Annotated in this window: 13 protein-coding genes and 1 pseudogene; 6 read left to right on the top strand and 8 right to left on the bottom strand. The window is 63.3% G+C overall.

The annotated features are described in order from the left end of the window. The first annotated feature begins 94 nt into the window (after nt 1-94). From AC1DW0_RS11870 to AC1DW0_RS11860, 3 genes are all read left to right on the top strand, one after another. The gene (locus AC1DW0_RS11870) at nt 95-1,390 is read left to right on the top strand and encodes an alpha/beta hydrolase (RefSeq protein ID WP_477946004.1); all 1,296 of its coding nucleotides are present in this window, start codon (nt 95-97) and stop codon (nt 1,388-1,390) included. Then, nucleotides 1,387-4,920 carry a CHAT domain-containing tetratricopeptide repeat protein gene (locus tag AC1DW0_RS11865; RefSeq protein ID WP_477946002.1) on the top strand — a complete coding sequence of 1,178 codons (3,534 nt, stop codon included), beginning with the start codon at nt 1,387-1,389 and terminating at the stop codon, nt 4,918-4,920. Before AC1DW0_RS11870 ends, AC1DW0_RS11865 begins: the two co-directional genes overlap by 4 nt. Nucleotides 4,921-5,109: 189 nt before the next feature. Then, entirely contained in the window at nt 5,110-5,364 is a 255-nt protein-coding gene (locus AC1DW0_RS11860; RefSeq protein WP_477946000.1) for a hypothetical protein, read from the top strand. Nucleotides 5,365-5,512: 148 nt separating this feature from the next. On the opposite strand, the gene AC1DW0_RS11855 is transcribed toward AC1DW0_RS11860, so the two are convergent. The 3 genes from AC1DW0_RS11855 to AC1DW0_RS11845 form a co-directional block, all read right to left on the bottom strand. After that, nucleotides 5,513-6,982, bottom strand: a complete 1,470-nt coding sequence (locus AC1DW0_RS11855; protein WP_477945998.1) for a hypothetical protein — start codon at nt 6,980-6,982, stop codon at nt 5,513-5,515. Nucleotides 6,983-7,191: 209 nt separating this feature from the next. Next, complete coding sequence (locus AC1DW0_RS11850) at nt 7,192-8,277, bottom strand: methyltransferase (RefSeq protein WP_477945997.1); 1,086 nt, start codon at nt 8,275-8,277, stop codon at nt 7,192-7,194. Between the two features lie 34 nt (nt 8,278-8,311). Further along, entirely contained in the window at nt 8,312-9,136 is an 825-nt protein-coding gene (locus tag AC1DW0_RS11845) for a GGDEF domain-containing protein (protein ID WP_477945995.1), read from the bottom strand. Between the two features lie 191 nt (nt 9,137-9,327). Between AC1DW0_RS11845 and AC1DW0_RS11840 the strand changes: the two genes are divergently transcribed. Both AC1DW0_RS11840 and AC1DW0_RS11835 read left to right on the top strand, forming a co-directional pair. Further along, nucleotides 9,328-9,582 (top strand): hypothetical protein, encoded by a 255-nt coding sequence (locus AC1DW0_RS11840; RefSeq protein WP_477945994.1) that lies wholly within the window; start codon nt 9,328-9,330, stop codon nt 9,580-9,582. Between the two features lie 291 nt (nt 9,583-9,873). Further along, nucleotides 9,874-10,503: a DNA-binding protein gene (locus tag AC1DW0_RS11835; RefSeq protein WP_477945993.1), complete on the top strand. Its 630-nt coding sequence runs from the start codon at nt 9,874-9,876 to the stop codon at nt 10,501-10,503. 755 nt (nt 10,504-11,258) lie between these two features. Here AC1DW0_RS11835 and AC1DW0_RS11830 read toward each other — a convergent pair. Then, nucleotides 11,259-11,801: pseudogene (locus AC1DW0_RS11830) on the bottom strand (thymidylate synthase); the annotation flags it as partial. Nucleotides 11,802-11,829: 28 nt separating this feature from the next. Beyond that, the gene (locus AC1DW0_RS11825) at nt 11,830-12,729 is read right to left on the bottom strand and encodes an NAD-dependent epimerase/dehydratase family protein (protein ID WP_477945991.1); all 900 of its coding nucleotides are present in this window, start codon (nt 12,727-12,729) and stop codon (nt 11,830-11,832) included. A 117-nt stretch (nt 12,730-12,846) separates the two neighbouring features. Here AC1DW0_RS11825 and AC1DW0_RS11820 point away from each other — a divergent pair, with 117 nt between their 5' ends. After that, nucleotides 12,847-13,611: a helix-turn-helix domain-containing protein gene (locus AC1DW0_RS11820; protein WP_477945989.1), complete on the top strand. Its 765-nt coding sequence runs from the start codon at nt 12,847-12,849 to the stop codon at nt 13,609-13,611. A 227-nt stretch (nt 13,612-13,838) separates the two neighbouring features. Here AC1DW0_RS11820 and AC1DW0_RS11815 read toward each other — a convergent pair whose 3' ends face one another. The 3 genes from AC1DW0_RS11815 to AC1DW0_RS11805 all read right to left on the bottom strand — a co-directional run bounded on the left by AC1DW0_RS11815 (nt 13,839) and on the right by AC1DW0_RS11805 (nt 17,003). Beyond that, a complete protein-coding gene (locus AC1DW0_RS11815) occupies nt 13,839-14,966 on the bottom strand; it encodes a lactonase family protein (RefSeq protein WP_477945987.1) in 1,128 nt (375 codons plus the stop codon). 77 nt (nt 14,967-15,043) lie between these two features. Continuing rightward, complete coding sequence (locus AC1DW0_RS11810) at nt 15,044-16,849, bottom strand: ABC transporter transmembrane domain-containing protein (RefSeq protein ID WP_056201566.1); 1,806 nt, start codon at nt 16,847-16,849, stop codon at nt 15,044-15,046. A 4-nt stretch (nt 16,850-16,853) separates the two neighbouring features. Further along, nucleotides 16,854-17,003, bottom strand: coding sequence for a hypothetical protein (locus tag AC1DW0_RS11805; protein ID WP_477945985.1), 150 nt, complete (start codon nt 17,001-17,003; stop codon nt 16,854-16,856). Nucleotides 17,004-17,005: the final 2 nt, after the last annotated feature.

The following is a 17,005-nucleotide window of genomic DNA, read 5'->3' as shown; positions in this document are numbered from 1 at the left end:
TCGCCGCTACAGCGTTTAGTCTGAACTCAGAGCAGGGAGGGCTCGCTGAAGACTCAGCGACTGCTGCGCTTCTGTTGCTCTTTCGGGAGGGAAGATGAACAACAGAAACGCACGCTGGCAGATGGTCAGCGCTCTTGTGGCCCTTGTGGCTTCGATGTGGTGTCCTGCCGCATCCGCGCAGCCCGCTGACTGCATTGGCGTCAGCGCTTCAGATCGCTCAGGGCTACAAAGCCGGCTATCGGAACTCGATGCGGCCGTCACAGCAGGCTTGGAAGCAGGGCGGTCCGAAAAACAGCTTCGTGACCAGATCAACGAGCAACTGGCCATCGCCTTCAAGCTTGACTGCCTGCGCGACGACGTGCAGCAAGACCCATTCAGCCTCCGTGCTCCCAGCGACCCGACGGTTCGGCACCTGACAGTGCCTGTGGTCTACGCAACCAATCGGAAGAGTACTGCGAGCGACGGTTCAGGCCTGGTCTACAGCGACTCCGATGCGGGACGGTTAATCTTGGGTCAGGTGCAGGTTTCCATACCCACCCTACGAGAGCCTGGCGATCTCAGCCTCCCGTCAAATTCAGTCTTCGCAAGCTCGCCGGATCCCGACAAGCATTTTGTCTTCGGGCGTCCGGTGCCCTACGCCGACCGCGCGGCATTCCAGGCCGATCAGGGCGGAAAGGGTGCTGCCCAACAAAGCGTTTTGCTTTTCGTGCATGGCTTCCGAGTGACCTTTGAGGAAGGCGCTCTTCGGGCGGCGCAGCTCGCTCACGACCTGCGGTTCAAAGGGACGGTTCTGCTGTACAGCTGGCCCTCGACCGGGACGGCCGATGCATATCCGCGGGACGAGGAGGCGGTCGAACTCGCGGAAACACATTTCGGTGAACTGCTTGGAACCGTCCAGGCGATGGGCTTCAAGTCGGTCTATGTGGTCGCACACAGCATGGGAAACCGCTTGGTGACTCGGGTGCTGCGACAGCGCATCGCGGAGAACAAGGCGCTGCCGAACATCAAGGAGCTGATGATGGCAGCCGCTGACGTCAACGCTGATGTCTTCCGAACCAACCTGGCGCCTGTGCTGGCCAGCCAAAATCCGCCCCGAGTCACTATCTACGCGTCGTCTACAGACGTCGCTTTGATTGCTTCAAGGATCGTTCATCGGTTCGGGCGGGTGGGCGACGCGAAGCCGCCTGTGTTTACGTTCCCGCCGTTTGAGACCATTGACGCGAGTGCGTGCGCCCCGATCTCGAGAGCCTACGGACACTCGTATGTCTTCGACAGCAATCCTGTTCTTGCCGATATGGCGCTGCTAATCCACCAGGGGCTTAGCGCCTCCAAACGCCCCCGCCTCCAGCCCCAAGGAACTGCTGGCACTGGCTACTGGAAGCTCCAGTGAGAAGGCTTGCAGCGCGGGTCGTCCGGCGCTGCAGTAAGCAGTTCGGTCCGGCGGCGCGTTGGACCGCACTGACCGTCCTGTTTGCGGCTGCGCTCGTCAGGCCGGCTTTTGGGCAGGTCACGCTGGCCTGGAAAGTGCCAGGGGCGACGCCTGGCGCTACTGCGTTCGAGCAGGGAAGATATGAGGTCGCAACGCGGGAACTGCAGTCGGCATTAGCGGGAACAGGGGTGTCCGCCACAGAGCGGCTTTCCTGGAGGCTTGAGCTGTCGCGAGCAATCTTCGGCTCTGGCGACCAGAAGTCCGCAACGCAGTTGGCAATGGAGGTGGTCGATGAAGCTGCCGACGCAAAGCTCCCCGCGGTCGCCTTAAAGGCGCTCTTGGTCGCAGCCGATGCTGGCTACGGATATTCTTTCGACCAGCGACTGAGATTGGTCGATGCTGCGGCTTCAATCGTGAAGCAGCCCTTGCCGTCGAACGCTGACCTCCGCTTGCAGGTCGAGCTGGTTCGTGCGCTGATACAGACAAGAGTCGCTCCCCCTCAAGCCATTGAAACCATGGCGCGAGCTCGGGACATCGCAACCTCTGGTGCCCCTGTATCTGCGGGGCAAACGGCGTGGATTGAGTTGGTCGAGTCCCGTGCGCTCAGCCTTAACGGGAGCTCGCGCGAAGCGCTTCCTTTGGCAATCGCGGCGAACCAGCACATGGACGGCGCGTTTGGTCACGATCATCCAGCCAGGATCTACTCAACCTTGCAGCTGGCGCTTGTGCACCGCCGAGTTGGGAACTACTCGAACACGCGCGGTCTCGCTGCGGCCGGTCTTGAGGCAGCGGCAATGCAGTTACCTGAGGCTCACCCTTGGACCCTTGAGCTGCTAAGCGTGCAGTACCAAGAAGAGCTCCGAGCCGATGATCTCCGTGCAGCGCGGGCCACCTTCTCGGATTTGCTGTCGGGGACAGAACGCCGCCATGGCAAAGGCACTCTGTTCTACCTGGATGCCGAGGCGCAGTACGCGGAACTGCTCATGCAGGAGGGCGCATATCCCGACGCGCTACGGCACATCCAAAGAGTCGCGAACGACATAGGAAAACTTGCCGCCGGCGGTCCCGCGCATCTCAATGCGCTCCATCAGCTTGCAATCGCTCTCGTCCGCAACGACCGCGCGGGTGACGCGCAAGTCATATGGCAGGAGCTGCTAGCCCTTGAGATCAAGACCAAGGGGCCGGGAAGCGAGGACGTGTGGGCTTCCATCAACAACCTTGCAAGCGTCTACCGCACTCAAGGCGACCTGGACAGAGCTCTCGCGCAGTACGTTTTCCTGGAGTCGCTGATACGCCCTCGTGTTCAACGGACGCAGTCGGCGTTGGTGAGTGTTGTGAACAACGCTTCGGAAGTGCTGATTGCGACGAACCGACCGACAGATGCACATAAACGTCTCAAGCCTTTGATTGCGGACCTCACGGCCGATCGCAAGCCAAGTGACGCTCAGCTGCTCAGGGCGCGTTCCAACAATGCGTCGGCTCTTGCAGCTATGGGCAACAAAGATGCCGCTTTGGCCGAGCACTTGGAGGTGTTGAAGATTCGACGGGATGCGCTGGGAGCAGACCATCCTGACACCCTCAGAAGTTTTGCCCAAACGGCATATGCGCTGGAGAGTGTGGGCCGCTATGAAGAAGCAGCCAAAGCCTACATTGACGTTTACCGCCTTCGGCAGGCGCGGCTCGGGCCTCTTAGCAGCGAGACCATCTTCAGTGCGAGAGCCGCGGCGGGGTTTCTTGCGAACTTAATGAATCGCCCGGGTGAAGCGTCAGACTTGTATGGCCAAGCCATCAATGGAGTGGAAAACCTGCGCCGAGGGATCGGCCAACCGCTCACCGTGCGTCAGCGGTACTTCAGCGACTTCGCGCAGATGTACAAAGACCAGGCCCGAACGCTTGCAAAGCTTGGGCGTTGGCATGACGTCTTCAACGTCGTTGAGCTTTCCAAGGCTCGCACCCTGATTGAGCAGACACGCGCAACGTCGTTGACCGCAGCCACGCAATTGACGACCGACGAGCGCGTGCAGTTGGCAGAAGCAGAACGGCTCGTCTCGGCGCATACGTCGAAGCTTGTTCTTTCGACGGAGAGCACGTCCCCGGGCCAGATCAAACTTGTCGAGCAGGAACGGGACCGAGCGTTGGTTCGCTTAGCCACGCTTCGCGGCGGGCTGGCAAAGAAGTACGGATGGGCAGGGCGGCAGGAAGATGCAAGCCCTGCACCGATCACTCGGGCGGTCACCGACCTTGAAGCGGACGACACGTTCGTTTCCTTCAGCCTGCTCGGTGACGCACTGTTGGTCGTGCGGCTCAAGCCCGATGGGACAGTACGCGGTAACGCCCTGAGTCCCGTTCAAGGCCTCGCTTCCTCGATTGCAGCAGTCGGTCAGATCGCATCCGTACGCGGCGGACTGGACCAAGTTCAGTTGGGAAATGCACGGCAGCCGCCGCGCTACCTGTGGCGCTTGAGCGCGGGCGGCTTCAGCTTGCTGCCAGTGGACCAACCCGCGCCGGAAGGAGCAGAGCTGGCTTCATCGCTCGACGAGCTCGTGGATTTCGTCTCCGGAGCACTGCTGCGCGCGATTCCTGAGGACGTCTGGAAGAGCCGTCGGCTTCTTCTCAGCCTCGATGAGCAGCTATCAACTCTGCCTCTCGACCTCTTGGTGCGACAGGGCAAGAGATGGGGGCAGACCCATGAGCTGACGATCGCGCAGTCCTGGACGATGCACGTGCTGCTCAAGGAGCGCGAGCGCAACTATGCTGGCCTGCGTCGCGAGCCGATTCTTGTGTTCGGCAATCCAGCGTATGCGGGTGGCCGAGCTTCCGACTCCTCCTCGCGCGCCTTTGAGCGTAGAGAGAATGAAGGGCCAGTCTTACCTTTCGGGAAGCTCACGTGGTTTGAGTTGGCGGGCGCAGGTCGTGAAGTGGCGTCGCTGTCGGCCATCTATCCGTTGTCCGCACGAGCTACGTTGTTCGAGCGCGAGTCCGCTTCGGAGGCCAATCTGGCCGCCTTGTCAGCCAAGGGCACGCTCGCAGAATTCAAGGTCATCCACTTTGCGACGCATGGGTACCTTCACCCACGCAACCCATTGCTCAGCAGCGTGGTCCTGGCTGAAGCTGGGGTTGGCGAGGGAAAGTCTGCCGGTGTTGATGGCTACGTGACTGCGGCGGATTGGCTCGGCCTTCACATGAAAAGTGACCTGACTGTTGTGGCCGCTTGCGATACCGGAGCCGGGCAACCGGTATCAGGCGAGGGGATGGTAGGGCTTCCTTTCGGCCTGTTCGCGGCTGGCAATAGAAGCACGCTGCTCACGCTATGGTCGGTGTACGACGAAGCGACGGCTGAGTTCACCCGCCGCTTTCATGCGCACGTGCGAAATGGCAAGCGATACAGCACGGCGTTGGCGCTGACCAAGCGGGAATTTATGGACGGTGAAGCAGGCGACAACTGGCGCGCACCGGCTTTCTGGGCACCGTTCGTCTTGTACGGCACCTAAGGCCGCCATCGTCTGCCCTACGAATTTTCCTGCGCCGACTTGCCGCGCTTAGCCAAGTTCTTGCTCGACGAAGCGATTCAGTCATCCCACAAACTGCGGATGCCGGAACACGACAGCTGCGGTCTAGTGGATCCTTCGCCGCCTCGCGGGGAGGTGGTGCTAGCAAGCCCTATCAGGCCGAGGATATCTATGAGCCAGCTTCGCGGAAAAATCACCTGCGTCACTTTCCATGTGGTGTACCCGGACGGATCCACCAAGGATTCGACGTTTGAGCCCAAGGAAGAGTTGAAGGCCATCATGTTCTCCGAGGACTACATGAACGACGAGATGAAGGCACTCTTCACGCGCTCTCGAACCGATTGGAAGCAGAACCCGGCAATGGTCATCGTTGACGGGCACATCATGAAGCCGAACTGCGATTGGCCGGATTGCCAAATCGCGTGAGCGGGTACGTCTTCATCGGCAACACGCAGGCGCTGTTGAGTCTGCTTGGGAACACCCGGCGAACGCGGTGAGACCAAGAGTCTTCCAAGGGATCGAGGTCCGGCGTGTCGGGGCACCGTGATCGCGCCACTGCAAAAATGGGCCGACTTCAAAGCGAGCCTGCGATGAGTTGCCTGGCCCTCTCCACCCAGGCATCAGGGACCGCGGCGGCCAGACTCAGCAGCGCCACGACCAACGCTAGTACGGTAAGCACCTCCATCCTGCGCTGAACCCGGATGCTCTCTCTTGTGGCAAGAATGGTGGACAGTTGGCCAAAGTGCTCTCTGGCCGCAGCCTCGTCCTCGAGAAGCGTCGAAGCCCGTTGCTGTACGCCTCGGCGGATCTCCGACATGAAATCCCGGACGGGGTCCTTCTCGGTCCAGCCTGGTGCCGTGAACGTCGAACTGTGATGCTCCAGCATTCCAGGCTTGGAGAGTTCCTCTCGAAGTTCACGGACTACGGCGGGCATGCCAGCGCTTCGATCGAAGAATCTCCTGATCAGCTCGACGGTGCGCAGAGCCCCTTGCTTCCCCTTGGAAAGGTCAAGCTCTTCACGAGTGCTCTTCAGGTCGCGCGAAACCTCAGACAGGAATGACAACAGTCCAAAGTAGACGACCGCACCGTCAAGCGCGTTATGGCAGATGAACGCCGTGGATCTGGGGTTGTGGTTGTACAAACGGACCTGACCCTCGGGGAGCAATCGTGGCACGACAGAAGCTATGAGAACGTTGTCTGACGCCTTAGGCCACTCTTGCGATCTCAAGGAGAAGCGAATACCGCTTGGCTTCGTGTTCGACCAGACTTCGAAGGAGCGTGCACGGGCAACGCGACGTCGCCAATCGAGCTGCCGTCCTGACACTCGCTCGCCAGGGAACAAGCTGTCGATCTCTGTGCTTAGCAGTTCTGCGACTGGGAATCTGGAAAGGTCCCGCATGCCCGAGAAGTACCCGGGGAGGTGTTCTCGAAACCAGGTGGTGACCATGCCGCGAAGCCGCGCTCGCGCTGCCTTCAGTTCGCGCTCTTTCACGGCCGCCGGGTCCCAGCGCGAGACCATCCGGCCTCTTCGCTCGAACCATGCGGAGCGGTCCTTTCCCAGTTCTCTGGCGTAGACGGTGGCCGCATCGTCATCAAAGACAAAGCACACGAGGGCGCAGGTCACCGCCGGCGTGATCTGGTGAAGGCGGACTAGCAGGCAGTCCACGCCCTCGGGGAGAGGGGAGTGATTGCCCAAGTGGCTAAGAGCACTTGCCTTGGCTCTCCCTACGACACCGACGTTGTACACACCACCCCAGCCGTACGTGCGTTGCTGCTCGGCCCACGTCAACGCCCCCTCTCTCTCTGACGATAGGCCGGCGCTCCAGCCAAGCGTTCTTAGCGCGCTGTAGAGGCTCTCGGCTTCGCTCGGCCCGAAAACCTCGATACCCCACAACGCAGCGACCTTCAGCGTCTCCCCCTCAGGTACACGGCTGGAGACGTTGGATTCCAGGTCGTAAGCCGAGTCGAATTCCAGATCCGTATAAGGGGATGGAAAAAAGTTCGGGCCAAGGAGATGAGCCCGCCAGCGGAGGGCATGCACCATCTCTCGATAGCGGCTTCGCGCTAGTGAGGGTTTGCTGTTTTCTGGAGGCTCCAGAGCTGGTGCAGGGGAGGGGTGCTGATTGGATGCTCCGCTACTGGTGGCAGCCTTTCTGCGCCGGCGGCTCGTCTTCCGATTTGGCATGATCGACATTCTGGCGCCGATGAGTTTGAGGCTGGCCGCAAGCGCGTTCTAGGCCCTAACAAGCCGCATCACGTTCGAGTACGACGGGCCGAGGAGGGCGTTTTGCCAGCCTTGGGGGTGTGCTTGCGAACTACCTTCTTCGCGGTTGGCCACTCACCTGCAGCGCGAAGGAGGCGTGCGGTGTCGTAGCCGTCCAGAATCAAGTAGCGGCATGGTGCCGTAAGTGAACGCTGAAGTGCGAAAGCCTCAATCGTTTTGCGGACCGCCGGGCCAATGGTGTGACAGTGCTGGATGACGTACACGTCCGCGGAGGTGTTGAAAAGGCGGTAGATCTGGTCGCCGTTCTTCCCGAGGTCCTTCGGCGTCATCGGATGGAACTTTGCAGGACCTTTAAGCAGAAAGGCACCGGTATGACGCTGACCGGCGATAAGAAGCTCTCCGGAGTAGAGGTCGCTTTCCTCACCGCCCCAATCTGATGGCACGTGACGTTCGCCAAGCAGCCCGGCGATGACCTCCTTCACCTTTCGTTCTGGAACTTCAGCAAGCTGAGCGAACTCCGCCGCCGAAGGGCCCCACCTTTGGTCGACGCCAGAAAACTGTTCAACCGCGCCGGGCCAAAGCCTCAGCGACTGATCAAACGGCAGGGACATCGCGGAATGGTTCTCAACGAGGTCGCCAATCACGTAAGGAACGGCGCGCACCGTGTCTTTGGTGATCTCTGTGACGTAGGCGTACGCAAAAAGGCGGGTGGAGCCGGACATTCGTGAGTACGCCGTATCGTTGAGCAAACCACTCTTGGAGAACTCCAAGACCAGCCGTTTACCGTCTAGCGGTGCATCCAGCTTTTCGGTCAGTGTCAGAGCAGGGCTCTTGTTGCGAAAAGCGAACCCCTTGCCGAAGAAATGCCCGTTGTAGATGAAAGGCATTCCCTCGGCCAGCGACCCATCGACTGCCATCTGCTGCAGTGTTCGGATGCCACCGTTCGCAATGGACTGGAGAACATGTGTGCCGACGTCACTGCTCAACAGGGCCGAAGCCATCGGGACGTTTAGACCCAGGAGAGCCTGTCGATAGAGTGATGGCAGCGTGGAGCGGTCAAGCAGCGACAGCACGCGGTCGCGGCTCATGTAGAACGCCACCAGACTTGCGATCATCGGTCGTGCCTGCCATTCGCGTGCGCCGCTTGGATCACGCCGCACCTACCTCAGCAACGGCTATTCGATTGCGACCAGCCTTCTTGGCTGAGGTCATCGCGCCGTAGCTCGCTCGAAGCAACTCGTCGAATGGCATGCCAGGTTTGGCGTGAGCAACGCCAACCGTCAGTGTGAGTAGCGGGCCGTAACAACCATGTTCGGAAGCGGCTGCGGAAAGGCGTCGAGGAACCCTGGCTCGCATTTCCTCAAACCGCGGGTCTTGCTCGACGCGCATGCGAATACGCTGTGCCAACTCTTCAACTTCCGGTCCTTGCTCCAGGTAGATGACGAACTCTTCACCGCTGAACCGGGCAATATGTCCATTTCGCTGGGCGTCGACCAAGAGGCCAGCAAGGTGCTGAAGGCACTCGTCGCCTTTGGCGTGCCCCCACGTGTAGTTGATCCAAGATAGCTGGTCGACGTCTACTACGAGCAGGGCACCAGCATTGCCGCCCGCTAAGGAAACGTTGACACGATCGGAGAACTTGACACGGTTAAGCAGTCCAGTGAGAGAGTCGCGCGGAAATAGGCGCATTCGGGCCTCATACAGCCAACGCCCAAGCGACGGCCATCGTGAGTAAGGAGGCCGGCGCTCGATGCTTCGCTGGAGGTTCTGCAGGAGCAAATGCAGCGGCGGAATGCGGCGAGCCATGGTGAAGTCTATGTCGACCTCAATGGGAAGCGTGGGACTAAAAAGAAACCCCGGCACATGGCCGGGGTGACAAAGCCTCTTTGCTGTCATGCGCTGAAGCTCCTGCTCAGGGAGGAAAAGCAGGGAGGCTGGCCGAAGCCAAGCCTCTCCTTCAATGTAGCGGTGCATGCTCGACTCGAATTTGAGGGACTTCCCTCGCGACGAGGGCTGAAGAGGTACCAGCTGATCCATATGGCGTCGTCACGTGCTACGGCTACTGGCGTCCTTTGAACAAAGCTCTCATGGGGCTTTTTTTCCACTAGGCAACGAGCGCGCGGCTTACGGGCATGATGTCGCCTCAACTTCTAGGGGCGCGCCTCATGAGCGACACGATCAGCAGCCGGCGGCACGCCGAGTGGTTCGACTTCAGCTTGCCGCTAGGAGAAGCGACGGTTCCTGTGCGCATCAGCCGAGAAGCGCTGGAGGACCACTTCGGCGCTGAAGCGTTCGAGACGCTTGGTCACGCGTACCGTCACCATGCCGAGCAGATCCATCTTCGGGTCGCACCGCTCGCAGGTCAGACGCTGACCTATACCGCAGAGAACCCCTTGCTGGTCCACAGTAAGGATCTTTAGGCCTCGGTTCCGACGTGCTGGCAGAAGGCGCCTGGTGGTTTTTGCCTGCGGCTCAGCGCCCTTTTGGGCGGGTAGTGGTCGCTGTCAGCGAGGAGCTGGAAAGTTTTTTTCGAGGTGTACGTTCAATGCACGTTGTGCATCGCTCGCGGTCATGCAAGGATCGTTGACGAAGAGGTTCGCGTGCGAAAAGCACTCGTATTTGGTGCCATCAATCTGTGAGGAGAAGGTGCCAGGATGGCTGGCTTGCAGACCTCGATTACGGTAATTACGGTAGTCACGAAGGGTCTGTGAATGGCGAAGCAAGTAGCTACCAAAGAGGTCGTTTTTGCGGCAGCCGATGCGCTTGCTGGTGAGGGCGCGCAGCCGAGCACCGTGCTCGTTCAAGCGAGAACCGGTGGGTCGTACACGACAGTGAAGCGGCTGCTGGAGGAGTGGCGGGACGTTCGCTCCGCCTCCATTGAAGCAGTCGAACTTCCGCCAGACATCGAGGCCCGTGGCAGGTTGATCGTCCGTGAGCTCTACTCACACGCCTTTCGGGCCGCCCAGGCGGCTGTGGCCGAGCCTGTTGAACGCGCCCTGCAAGCCCGCGCGATGGCTGAACAACAATTGGTTGGCGCCGAAACGGAAGTTGCGCGCCTTGAAGCTGTTGAACAAGGCCTGACGCAGCGTGTCGACGTGCTCAACGCCCAAATTCGTGAACTTGAGTTGAACGCAGCAACTCTGCAAGCAACGATGGCTGAGAAGTCTGCCTCTGCCGCCAAGCTCGAGTCGTTGCTCGCTCAGTCCAGTAGAACCCTTGCAGAGCGCGACAGTGAGGTTGCGGAGCTTCGGGCCTCAGCGAAGGCCGTGGAACATCTACAGGCGCTGCTTGAGGACGTGAAGCGCGGCGGCCGGCGCCCGTCCGTACGCAAAAGCGCCTGATCAGCTGCTGCTGCTTGCTGCTCTGCGTGCCCGGTTTCAGCGGCCACCCACCTTGCATTTTGTACGTTCGTTCTGGCTTTGGCTGCTGATAGGTCTGACCTCGCCTGGACCGTGCCGACGTGCGTCCTGGTCACATTCTTGACTTTCAATGACTTGGGCTCTGCTGAGGCTCCGCTCGTGGACAACGACGGTCGGCAGAAAGAGCATCACCACTAGCGCGTTGCCGAGGAGGTGGCTCGCTGGAGGTGGGCGAACTGCTTGTATGTCAGTGGGATGGTTCCAAGCGGCTGCCGCGAGAAGCTACGGCGCGTCCTTGTAGGGAAGACAAATCCGCCAATACATAGCTTCGGGCGAGGACTTGCGCTGCCGACGGTGACCGTCGGAAGGGGCGCGACCCGGTGGTCCAGCAAATCCAGTGTGCTGAAAATACTTCCGACGCATGTCGAGGCTGAGGGCTGGGCGAACAAAAAAGCTCGCATTTGGGCTGCTAGCGATGAACCTTGAGCATCGACAGGAGGTTCGTACGAGGCAGGCCTCCGCGCTCCGAACGGCCCCCTCCATGCTGCACGAGGTACGACGCGGCGTGCCCTTCGCTGTGCCCAGGCCCCTGAACCTCTACCTCACCCCGCCGGCAGTCGTTTATTCACTCTTGATAACGTTATTCGCCCTTTGACCCCCGGCCGCTCGGCCATTTTCATAGGAGGGGCCGGCGCGCCAGCTCAATGCAGGGTGGGTGTTATTCGAGAAAGACCCTGCACGCCCAGGAAGATGTCGGCGCTGCGCTGGTAGAGCTGGCAGCTCAGTTTCCCGTCCGCCACGTAGAACTGGAAGAAGGCGTGGCAGGGCATCAGTGCCATCTGGGGCAGGTCGGCCACATTCCAGGCGCTGACGATGATGCGGCGCGAGTCGGGGTTGGACTTCAGCGTCTTGACGACGTCGGCAATCTGGTCGATGTGACCACCGTCTGGCGTCGGCCACGAGCGCCACTGCACGCCGTAGACGGGCCCCAGGTCGCCGTCTTCACGCGCCCACTCGTTCCAGATCGTCACGCCGCGTTCCTGCAGCCAGCGGGCGTTGCTGTCGCCACGCAGGAACCACAGCAGCTCCAGCACGATGGACTTCAGGTGCACTTTTTTCGTCGTGACCAGCGGGAAGCCCTGGGCGAGGTCGAAGCGCATCTGGTGGCCGAACACGCTGCGCGTGCCGGTGCCGGTGCGATCGCTTTTCTGCACGCCATGCTCGAACACATGGCGCATGAAATCTTCGTATTGCTGCGGAGGACGGGGCGGGGTGCTCATGCCCCTATTGTCTCCGCAGGCGCCTGGTCTAGCAGGGCCCCAGGTTGTCAGCCAGCACCTGCTCCAGCGGCGTGGCTGACACGCCCAGCAGGCGTTGCGTCTCGCTGGCATCCAGCAGGAACGGGCGCTCGAACAGGTAGACCATCTCGGCCACCTCCGCCATCATGGTGTCAGCCTCGGCCGCCTGCCGCAGCTCCTCGGCCGTCATGCGCCGCAGCCTGGGTGCGCCCAGCTTCGCCAGGCGGGCGGTGGCGTTGGCCAACTCGCGCACCGAGGCCGTGCAGGACGGTACATGCCAGGCCCGGCCCCAGGACTGCTGCGATGTCGCCGCCGCGGCCAGCGTGGCCGCGACGTCCAGCGTGAAGCTCCAGCTGTGCGCGGCGTCGAGGTCGCCGGGAAAGACACTCTCCTCACCCTTCAGCAGCGCCGGCAGCACGAAGAGATTGAAGTAGCCCACCGACGCGTGGCCCAGGAAGTCGCTCGCGCGGACCTCGGCCACCGGGACGCCGCTGCGCCGGGCCAGGTCCCACATGCCGGCGCGCACCCGCCCCTTGACGGTATGGGGCGCCAGCGCATGGTTCTCGCGCAGCGGTCCTTCGACAGGGCCGTAGCCGTAGACGTTGCTCAGGGTCACGAGCCGGGCGCCCACGGCCGCGGCCACCGACAGCGCGGCGCTCCCGATCGGCGGGAATTCCTCGGGCCAGCGGTCGTAGGCCGGCATCGCGCAGTTGATGAGGGTGTCGACGCCCGTGGCGAGTTCGCGCATGGTTTGCGGGTCGTTGACGTCCGCCGCCACGTGCCTCACACCCGGGTGGGATGCAGGCGTTCCGCGCCGGCTGACCAGCGTGACGTGATGGCCCTTCGACGCAAGGAGGGCCGCAGTGTTCGAGCCCGTGGGGCCCGCGCCGATGACAAGGATGTTGTTCATGCCGAGTTTGTAGGGGCTGTGGGCATGCCCTGTCGCGCACGAAAAGAGCAGCGAACGGCACATTCGGGCACGGCCCCTCGGCGGCTGGGGATTTGGCCGGCCCGCTAGATTGCCGCCATGCATTCAGAGTTGATCAGCCGGAGCGGGATGGCGTTGCGGTCGCGGCACGAACGTGCGGGTCGGGCGCTCGCCACGCCGCTGGACCACCACCGCGTCGTCCTCCATCTCAGTGCCAGCACCAAGACGGCCTGTCTGCGCACGGGGCTGCCCTTCCTGCGCACGCGCGGCGACGTGGACATCGTGCCGGCTGGGGCCGCCGACGGGTTTGAGGCCCAGTCCGACTTCAACAGCCTGGAGGTGTTGATCGCCCCGTCCCGGCTGGAGCGGATGGCGGACGAGCTGGGCCTGGGCAGCCGGCATGTCCAAGTCGGCATGGTCCACATGGCGCGCGAGCCGCGCCTGCAGGGGCTGCTCTATGCGCTGGCCCAGGACCTGCAATCCGACGCTCCCTTCGGTGAGCACTTCCGCAACGGCCTTGTGCAGTCGGTTGCCACGGCGGTGCTGCTGCGCGCGCCGTCATCGCCGGAGGCGCCCGCAGCCCCGGCCCTACAGCGCGTGCAGGACTACATCGAGGCGAATCTCGAACGACCGCTGTCGCTGCCCAGCCTGGCGCGGGTGGCGGGCGTCAGTCCGTGGAGCCTGCAGCGGCTGTTTCGCAGCGGCGTCGGCATGCCGGTGCATCGCTACGTGGTGTCGCGGCGTGTCGAGCGTGCCCGGCAACTGGTGCAGCAGCGGGCGGGGGCGCTCAGCGAGATCGCGTTGATGGCCGGCTTCGCCCACCAGAGCCACATGTCGCGCTGGATGCGGCGGCTGCCGGAGTAGCTCAGGCCGCTCCTGCGTTCGTGACCAACCCAAACTGCATCGCCGCCAACTTCGCATACAGCCCGCCGCGAGCCACCAGCTCTTCGTGGCGCCCAGTGCGGCGGGTTCTTCAGCATGGCACGAGCGATGCTGATGCGCCGGCGTTGGCCGCCAGACAGGCGCACGCTGCGCTCGCCAAGGAGGTTGGCATAGCCCTGGCGGGCCTTGGCCGCCGCGACGACTATCGTCTAGCGCCGCAAGAAGCGAACGTACGCAGGCTGGTCAACCGTTACCTCGCCGCCAACGCGTGACAGCGTGCCGCGCTCGGGATTCATGCGAAAAACGGTGACGTTGCCGCTGTCATGATTGGCCGCCACCAGAAAGCGCCCGCCCGGGACGATGCCAAAACTGCGCGGCGTGTGCCCGCCGGTGCTCGTCGCCTCGATGAAGCGCAGCGACCCGTCCTGCGCGTCGATGGCGAACACCGCGATGCTGTCGTGCCCGCGGTTGGAGACGTAGAGGAACCGGCCGCCTGGGTGGACCATGATCTCGGCGGTGCTGTTGCCTTCGGCCTTGGTGCCGGGCGGCAGGCTGGACAGCACTTGAAAGCCCTCCATCGCGCCGGTCACCGCATCCACGCGGTAGGCAGCCACGCGGGAGGTCAGCTCCAGGTTCACGTAGGCGTAGCGGCCATTCGGATGGAAGGCGAGGTGGCGCGGGCCGCCGCCGGCCTCGGTGGCGGCATGGGCAGGGGCGTTGGGCGAGATCCGGCCGCTGGCCGTGTCCAGCCGGTAGATCATGACCTTGTCCAGCCCCAGGTCGGGCACGTAGGCGCGGGTCTGGGTCGGGCCGGGGTAGATACCGTGCGGGTGGGGTTGCTGCTGGCGCTGTGGGTTGACGCTGGCGCCCTCATGCTGGACCGTGGAGGCCGCCGGCCCCAGGCTGCCGTCGCCCTGGATGGGGTAGGACACGACGTTGCCCCCGTTGTAGTTGGCCAGCAGCAGCACGCGCCCACCGGCATCGACGGAGATGTGGCAAGGGCCGTTGCCGCCCGAGGGCCGGGTGTTGAGCAGCACCAGGCGGCCGTCGTCCTGCACGGTGAACGCGGCAACTTCCTCTTTCCAGGACCCATCAGCGGCGCGGCCGGCGGCGACCGAGTAGACAAAGGGCTTGCTCGGGTGCGTGGCGAGGAAGCCCGGGTTGCCGATGGCGGCGGCCAGCAGCGGCGGGGACAGCGCGCCGGTGATCTCGTCAAGGGTGGAGACGTAGATGCCTTTGCTCTCGCCGCCGGTGTCGGTGCCGACATAGACCAGCGTCTGGGCCGCGATGGCCATGGGCAGCAGTGAGGGGATCAATGCAAGGGCGAGTTTTTTCATGCGGGAAGGTTCGTTCTAAGGCCCGGCCATGCGCATGGCGCAGGACGGGGGGGCGTCCCGCTCCCAGGACCTGCCGCTCAAGCAGCGGCTTGCGCGTCGGCCTTCAGCCCAAACTGCATCGACGCCAACTTCGCATACAGCCCGCCGCGAGCCACCAGCTCATCATGCCGGCCGATGTCGACGATGCGCCCGGCGTCCAGCACGACGATGCGATCAGCCTTCTGGATGGTGGCCAGGCGGTGAGCGATGACCAGCGTCGTGCGGTGCTGCATGGCCGCTTCCAGTGCGGCCTGCACGACGCGTTCGCTTTCGGCGTCGAGCGCGCTGGTGGCTTCGTCGAGCAGCAGCAGCGGCGGGTTCTTCAGCATGGCGCGGGCGATGCTGATGCGCTGGCGCTGGCCGCCGGACAGGCGCACGCCGCGCTCGCCCAGGAAGCTTTGATAGCCCTCGGGCAGGGCGCGGATGAAGTCGTCGGCAAAGGCGGCCTTGGCGGCGGCAATGACCTCCTCGTCCGTTGCCGCGGGGCGGCCGTAGCGGATGTTCTCCATTGCCGAGGTCGAGAAGATGACGCTGTCCTGCGGCACCAGGCCGATGTTGGCGCGCAGGTCCTTGAGGCTCAGTTCGCGGGTCTCGACGCCGTTGAGCCGGATCGAGCCGGACTGCGGGTCGTAAAAGCGCAGCAGCAGTTGCAGCACCGTGCTCTTGCCGGCGCCGCTGGGGCCGACCAGGGCGACGGTCTCGCCGGGCGCGATGTTCAGGCTGAGCCGGTCCAGCGCCGCCGTGGCGGGCCGTGAGGGGTAGTTGAAGGTGATGGCGTCGAACTCGACACGGCTGCCGCCCTGCGCGGCCGTCAAGGCCTTCGGCGCTGCGGGTTCGGCCACTGGTGACCGCGCTTCCATCAGCTCGATGAGGCGCTCGGTCGCACCCGCCGCGCGCAGCACGTCGCCCCAGACTTCGGCCAGCACGGCCACGCTGCTGACCAGCAGGGTCACGTAGACGACGGTCTGGCCCAGGTGGCCGGCCGAGATCTTGCCGGCGATGACGGCCTGCGTGCCCTGGTAGAGGCCCCACAGCATGGCGCCGAAGACGGCCGTGATGATGAAGGCGACCATGAAGCTGCGGATGCGCGTGCGCTTGCGTGCGGTATCGAAGGCGGCCTCGCTGGCGGCGGAGAAGCGTTTGGCCTCGGCGGCCTCCTGGGTGTAGCTCTGCACGACGGTGACGGCGTTCAGCACCTCGGCGGCGATGGCCGAGGTGTCAGCCACACGGTCCTGGCTGGCGCGCGAGAGCTTGCGCACGCGGCGGCCGAAGTAAAGCGCCGGCGCCACGACCAGCACCAGGATGCCCAGCACCTGGCCCATCACATAGGGATTGGTGACGATGAGCATGACCAGCGCGCCGATGCCCATGACCATGTTGCGCAGGCCCATGGACAGGCTGGAGCCGACGACGGTCTGCACGACGGTGGTGTCCGTCGTGATGCGGGAGAGCACCTCGCCGGTCTGCGTCGTCTCGAAGAACTCAGGGCTCTGGCGCAGCACATGGGTGTAGACGGCGTTGCGCATGTCGGCCGTCACGCGCTCGCCCAGCCAGGTGACCATGTAGAAGCGCGACGCCGAGAACAGCCCCAGTGCGGCGCCGACGGCGAACATCGCGAGGAAATGCTCGCGCAACGCCATCAGCTTCTCGCCGGGGTTGGCGGCCTCGAATCCGGCGTCGATGAGGCCGCGCAACGCCAGCGGGAAGGCCAGCGTGGCCATGGCAGACAGCAACAGGGCTGCAAAGGCCAGCGCGATGCGGCCGCGGTAGGGGCGCAGGAAGGGCAGCAGGCCGCTCAAGGAGCGGGCCTGCTTGGACGCGGGGCGTTCGGTCGTGGAACTCATGGGGTTACAGCTTTTCAGTCAACACGGCGCAGGTGCGGGCCAGCATCGCGTCGTCAAGGTCCTGGTGGCAGAGCAGTTGCAGCGCATGGCTGCGCCGGGTTGTCCCAGCCAAAGGTCGGGCGGGTGGGTTGCCGTGGCTGCATTCGGCGCGCATTG

The organism is Roseateles sp. P4_D2 (genome assembly GCF_056401875.1).
This window is presented reverse-complemented; position numbering and strand designations above follow the sequence as displayed.

Coding starts and splice junctions, on each gene's coding strand:
- AC1DW0_RS11870 (WP_477946004.1), top strand. CDS start 95: ATGAACAACAGAAACGCACGCTGGCAGATGGTCAGCGCTCTTGTGGCC.
- AC1DW0_RS11840 (WP_477945994.1), top strand. CDS start 9,328: ATGAGCGACACGATCAGCAGCCGGCGGCACGCCGAGTGGTTCGACTTC.
- AC1DW0_RS11850 (WP_477945997.1), bottom strand. CDS start 8,277: ATGATCGCAAGTCTGGTGGCGTTCTACATGAGCCGCGACCGCGTGCTG.
- AC1DW0_RS11845 (WP_477945995.1), bottom strand. CDS start 9,136: ATGCACCGCTACATTGAAGGAGAGGCTTGGCTTCGGCCAGCCTCCCTG.
- AC1DW0_RS11805 (WP_477945985.1), bottom strand. CDS start 17,003: ATGCGCGCCGAATGCAGCCACGGCAACCCACCCGCCCGACCTTTGGCT.
- AC1DW0_RS11860 (WP_477946000.1), top strand. CDS start 5,110: ATGAGCCAGCTTCGCGGAAAAATCACCTGCGTCACTTTCCATGTGGTG.
- AC1DW0_RS11820 (WP_477945989.1), top strand. CDS start 12,847: ATGCATTCAGAGTTGATCAGCCGGAGCGGGATGGCGTTGCGGTCGCGG.
- AC1DW0_RS11825 (WP_477945991.1), bottom strand. CDS start 12,729: ATGAACAACATCCTTGTCATCGGCGCGGGCCCCACGGGCTCGAACACT.
- AC1DW0_RS11835 (WP_477945993.1), top strand. CDS start 9,874: ATGGCGAAGCAAGTAGCTACCAAAGAGGTCGTTTTTGCGGCAGCCGAT.
- AC1DW0_RS11810 (WP_056201566.1), bottom strand. CDS start 16,849: ATGAGTTCCACGACCGAACGCCCCGCGTCCAAGCAGGCCCGCTCCTTG.
- AC1DW0_RS11815 (WP_477945987.1), bottom strand. CDS start 14,966: ATGAAAAAACTCGCCCTTGCATTGATCCCCTCACTGCTGCCCATGGCC.
- AC1DW0_RS11855 (WP_477945998.1), bottom strand. CDS start 6,982: ATGGTGCATGCCCTCCGCTGGCGGGCTCATCTCCTTGGCCCGAACTTT.